The organism is Amazonocrinis nigriterrae CENA67 (assembly GCF_016056305.1).
In the GTDB taxonomy this organism is placed as follows: domain Bacteria; phylum Cyanobacteriota; class Cyanobacteriia; order Cyanobacteriales; family Nostocaceae; genus Amazonocrinis; species Amazonocrinis nigriterrae.
On record NZ_JAECZC010000007.1, the window covers coordinates 315,669 to 319,125 of the forward strand.

The 3,457-nt window shown below is 42.3% G+C and carries 5 protein-coding genes; 3 read left to right on the top strand and 2 right to left on the bottom strand.

From position 1 onward, the window contains the following. The first annotated feature begins 16 nt into the window (after nucleotides 1-16). Together I8748_RS06450 and I8748_RS06455 are read left to right on the top strand one after the other, a co-directional pair. Entirely contained in the window at nucleotides 17-634 is a 618-nt protein-coding gene (locus I8748_RS06450; protein ID WP_198123817.1) for an NUDIX hydrolase, read from the top strand. A gap of 574 nt (nucleotides 635-1,208) precedes the next feature. Continuing rightward, nucleotides 1,209-1,712 (top strand): 2TM domain-containing protein, encoded by a 504-nt coding sequence (locus I8748_RS06455; RefSeq protein ID WP_198123818.1) that lies wholly within the window; start codon nucleotides 1,209-1,211, stop codon nucleotides 1,710-1,712. 219 nt (nucleotides 1,713-1,931) lie between these two features. Here I8748_RS06455 and I8748_RS06460 read toward each other — a convergent pair whose 3' ends face one another. After that, nucleotides 1,932-2,558 (bottom strand): FMN-dependent NADH-azoreductase, encoded by a 627-nt coding sequence (locus I8748_RS06460; RefSeq protein ID WP_198123819.1) that lies wholly within the window; start codon nucleotides 2,556-2,558, stop codon nucleotides 1,932-1,934. A gap of 280 nt (nucleotides 2,559-2,838) precedes the next feature. Between I8748_RS06460 and I8748_RS06465 the strand changes: the two genes are divergently transcribed. Beyond that, on the top strand, nucleotides 2,839-3,189 hold the full coding sequence (locus I8748_RS06465; RefSeq protein ID WP_198123820.1) for a winged helix-turn-helix transcriptional regulator: 351 nt from the start codon (nucleotides 2,839-2,841) through the stop codon (nucleotides 3,187-3,189). A gap of 22 nt (nucleotides 3,190-3,211) precedes the next feature. Here the strand turns inward: I8748_RS06465 and I8748_RS06470 are convergent. Further along, on the bottom strand, nucleotides 3,212-3,457 hold a 246-nt coding region (locus tag I8748_RS06470; protein ID WP_404800276.1), incomplete at its 5' end, for a salt stress protein, Slr1339 family.

Sequence of the window (3,457 nt, forward strand, 5' to 3'; positions counted from 1 at the left end):
AATTCCCAAATAAAATATGCAACCAAAATGGCTGGAATGGGCGCAAAAGTTACAAGCGATCGCACAAATTGGTCTGACTTATTCTGAAGGGCCTTATGATATTGAACGCTATAAACAATTGCGGGCGATCGCCGCGGAAATTATGGCGACTTACTCCAAGGTTGAACACGGCTATGTCCTTGATTTATTTGCCCAGGAAATAGGATATGCAACTCCTAAAGTAGATGTGCGCGGTGCAGTATTTCGTGACAATACTATATTGTTAGTCAAAGAACGAGCCGATGGTTATTGGACTTTACCTGGTGGATGGGCTGATGTTGGTGAGTCGCCAAGTGAGGTAGTTGTCAAAGAAATCTTTGAAGAATCTGGCTATCAAACACGCCCTATCAAACTACTAGCAGTTTATGACAGAGATAAACAGGGACACCCACCATTTCCTTTTTATATTTATAAACTGTTTTTTCAATGCGAAATTATCGGTGGTTCGCCCTCAACAAGCCTTGAAACCGAAGAAGTAAATTTCTTTCTGGAAGATGCCTTGCCAGAACTGTCTCTAGGGCGTGTGCTGCCAGCGCAAATCACTAGACTTTTCCACCATTATCGCCATCCAGATTTACCCACAGACTTTGATTGAGGGACTTATATCGTGTTCGGTTTAAGACTTATCATTAAGACTGCAAGGGAGCTAGTGGTTCACCAACCTAAATTTGCCAGGTGGAGGCAAGCGGAGGAGCAAGGGAGCAGGAGAGCAGAGGAGAGGCTTATACAAGTTCTTTCCCCTCTGCCCCTCTGCCCCTCTGCACCTGAAGCTGACCACAACGCAAAATTCCCTTGCCAGACTACTAGGGAGAAGGGGTTAGGGAGGGTTAGAAAATTTTTGATACATCAATCATGACTTTTAAAACATCCTCTAAGGCATTTAGTATAGGGTTTTAGGGACTTCCAGAAATTAAATTATTCAATTGTGAGAGCAAAGACGATTGTGAAATTCTTCCTCCCCTGCTCCCCCTGCTCCCCCTGCTTCCCCTGCTCACCAAAGCGATGGGATATTTTTTTAGTTGGAAGTCCCTTATAGTAATCCGTACCGCCAGCCCGATTTAAATTTGCTAGTGTAGGAGTAATGTAAACATTGCTGATTGTGGCAGCATAGTTGTGTAACAGCTGTTGGGCGATCAATTGTAATTAAAAAATAATTAGAGATAGTAATTATGACGGACTTTGAACCTAAGAGCCTCCGTTCTTATAGCCAAGAAGATGTGCAGCGAATTCTTCAGTTAGCGATCGCCCGTCAAGCTGACGACCAAGACAAAGAATTCTCTTATGATCAATTGCTGGAAATTGCTACTGAGTTAGAAATCTCTGTTGAGTGTTTAAACTTAGCAGAACGCGACTGGCGATCGCAACAAAGCGAAATCCAACAACGGCAAGCTTTTGATTCATACCGTATAGGACGCTTTAAAAAGCGCTTAGGCAATTATGCAATTGTTAATGCTGGTTTAATGCTGGTGGATTTCATCGGTGGCGGCGGTCTTACTTGGTCGCTGTATATCTTGCTATTCTGGGGTATGGCAGTAGGACTTGATGTTTGGAATACCTTTCAAGCTAAAGGTGAAGAGTATGAAATGGCTTTCCAAAAATGGTATCGCAAACATCAGTTTAAACGTACAGTCAACACAGTTTTAAATAAGTGGTTCAAAGCTTTGCAGATTTAGTTAAGTGAACTACTAGCCTGCCAAAAAGATTTTGACAGGTGGGGGAAAGGGTAAGGGGAAAAGGGGCGCATGTTTTTAATTTCTTTCCCTTTCCCCTTTTCCCTTTAAGCGGTCTTCAAGAGTCAAAATTTGCGTGGTGAACTACTACCTATGACTGATGACTGCTCCCTTATCCCCACAGGGGGACTTAGGGCCCCCTGCTTATCTTATGCTAGCTGCTTACCAAGTAGCTACAGCTTGAGCGATCGCATCTTTAGCTGCGGCTAGAGACTTTTGGCGAGCATCCTTACCCGAGTTGAGGCTATCACCGTGGATAAAGGTCAAGTCTGTCAGACCGATGAAACCGAAAATAGTACGGAGGTAGGGTTCTTGAAAATCATAAGCAGCGAAGGGGGTTCCTGGTGGAAAACTACCTCCACGCGCTGTGATGATCAGTACTTTTTTGCTGCTATCGACTAAACCTTGAAAGCCACCGTTCTCGGTAACTGCAAACGTGCGGCCTCCACGCACAATTTGGTCAATGTAAGCTTTAAATGTGGAGGGTATGCTAAAGTTATACATTGGCACGCCAAAGACATAGCGATCGGCTGCGAGAAATTCGTCCACTAAGTCATCAGATAACTTAATTGCTTGGGTCAATTCGGGTGTGCGTGCTTCAGGTGGTGTAAAAGCAGCAGCAATCCACGGTTCGTCTACATGGGGAACAGGATTGTGACCTAAATCTCGGTAGGTGACTGTATCGCCAGGATGAGTGTCTTTCCAGGATGTGATGAATTCATAAGAGAGCGATCGCGAAATGGAACGTTCACCACGAGGACTAGCATCAATGTGGAGGATATTCGCCATAAATAAATTTCCTAACCAGAGGTGTGTCTGTTGGCATATGTAAGAATAAAGGATGAATTTACCCCACCCATCAGGGATAAGGCATGAATTTTGAAAAAGAAACTGCTGGATTTTGCCCATCAGGGGTGAGGGATATCCTGTGTTCTTACTTCATCACTCATCCTTGAAACTTGAGACTTTTTTGGTCAAGGTACAAAAACTTGCCGAATAGACTTTAAACTAAATAAAGTTAATATGAAAAGTAGGCACTTAAAAGTAAGGTACTTACTAAAAAGTAACTATGAAAGCTGAAGCAGAAAACAATGTTAAACTGACTTGTGAGGTTGAAACCACCTTAAAGGTGATTGGCGGACGCTGGAAGGTTTTAATTCTTAGAGAATTATTGACAGGCGTAAAACGATTTGGTGAATTGCAGCGAGCTTTACCTGGAATTACGCAAAAGATGCTAACTCAGCAACTCAGAGAAATGGAGGAAGATGGTATTGTACATCGAGAAATTTACGCTCAAATTCCTCCCAAGGTAGAATATTCTTTAACCCCTTTAGGAACAAGTTTGCAACCAATTCTCTACGCTATGCATGAATGGGCTGTGCAGCATTTATCTCAAATAAATCGTCAGCACAACAGTTAAAGAAATTGAATTAATTTTGAGTTTATTCGTTATTTTGTAAATATTCAATTGCTGCTTCTAATTTTGAGGGGTAGCTTTCAGAAAATCTTTCAAACCACAGTCCTTCAGGTGAGAATGGGTCTAATTTTTCTAGCCATTCTTTTGCTTGTTTTTTTAAAGCCTCTAATTGTTTGGCTTTGATTTGTTGTTGTCGAATTCGTTCTTGTTCTAGTTCTTGCTGTTTTTGCAATTCCAGAGCTGCATCTTGTGTTGCAAAATCAGCTTTGAC